This is a genomic window from Bifidobacterium sp. UTCIF-1 (assembly GCF_006408915.1).
GTDB lineage: Bacteria > Actinomycetota > Actinomycetes > Actinomycetales > Bifidobacteriaceae > Bifidobacterium > Bifidobacterium reuteri.
The window spans coordinates 1-1,201 of the sequence record NZ_JFAG01000050.1 but is presented as its reverse complement, the minus strand read 5'-3'; the positions used below and the strand labels follow the sequence as shown (position 1 = coordinate 1,201).

Annotated in this window: 1 protein-coding gene and 1 pseudogene; one reads left to right on the top strand and one right to left on the bottom strand. The window is 67.4% G+C overall.

Annotation, left to right across the window (positions count from 1 at the left end; translation table 11 throughout):
- Nucleotides 1-33: 33 nt before the first annotated feature.
- Nucleotides 34-876, bottom strand: a complete 843-nt coding sequence (locus BW09_RS10800) for an IS3 family transposase (protein WP_258185092.1) — start codon at nucleotides 874-876, stop codon at nucleotides 34-36.
- Here BW09_RS10800 and BW09_RS11260 point away from each other — a divergent pair.
- Nucleotides 815-1,201 (top strand): annotated as a pseudogene (locus tag BW09_RS11260) (hypothetical protein); the annotation flags it as partial. The gene BW09_RS10800 and the pseudogene BW09_RS11260 sit on opposite strands and share 62 nt — an antisense overlap.

Here is a 1,201-nt window from a genome sequence, read left to right as displayed (position 1 = left end):
GGTTGGGGGCTGCGGACATTTTCTTGGAGATAGTCATGCAGCCATTCCTTGGCTTTGACGGTATTGTACCGGACTCATCCAGCCCAGCGACTGTTTGATGCGCTCGTGGTCGTGCCAGTGGATGTACTCGTCGATCAGGACAAGCACCTCGTCGCGGGTGCGTTTCTCCCAATGCTCGGGATAGACGGACTCCGTCTTCATGCGACCGAAGAATCCCTCCGCGGCGGCGTTGTCGGGGCTGCAGCCCTTCGCGCTCATTGAGCGCGTCAGCCCGTAGCGTTCCATGAGCTCCAGCCATCCGGGCCACCGGTAGTGGCATCCCCGGTCGGAATGGACCACGGGACGGGCGTTGTCGGGCAGCGTCTCCGCCGCCTCGGCGAGCATCCGGTCGGCGAGCTCCGCGTTGGGATGGAAGCCGGCCGTGTAGGCGACGATCTTGCCGTCATGGCAGTCGATCATCGGCGAGAGGCACGCCCTTCCCGTCGCTGGCCTTGATCTCGGTGATGTCCGTGAGCCACTTCTCATTGGGCCGTTCGGCGGTGAAGTCCCGGTTGACGAGACTGCCGGGAGCGGGCGTGGTCCCCCCTCGTAGGAGCTGTAACGCCGCCGTTTGGGAACATGCGCCGAGAGCCCGCCCTCGGCCATGAGCCTGCGGATCACCTTCTCCGAGACGCCCGTCCCGAGCGCGGCCTTGACGCGACGGTACCCGTACCTGCCCTTGGAGTCGGCGAACGCCCGCGCCACGCGGGCGCGCAGCCCGGCGTACTTGTCAACGCCGATCCCGGCATGGTGGTAGTGGTAGCTGCTCGGCGCTATGCGCAGCAAGCAGGCCATCGACCTCAGCGAACACCTCGGCCCCAGCCGGTCGACCGGCATCGTCTTCTCCCTGTTCGACAGGCGCCGCAGGTCGGCGCCTGGGTCTTTTTCTGCGAGCCTCCACCACCTCCCGCATCAACGCGTTCCCCAACTCCGGCTCCTCGACCCTACGGCGCAACGCCTCCACGTCATCGCCGCCCCCGGCATCCGCCCCGCCCCGAGGACGGACGGACGCCGATTTCCCGCCCTGGGCGGCATTCCGGTTCCGGGGCTGCAACGCGGCCATGCCGCCCCTGCGGTACGCCCTGACCCGGTTGTGCACCGCACCAACGCCCGCGCCAAGCTGTTTGGCGGCCTGCTTCTGCTGCATGCCGCCCAGCACCAG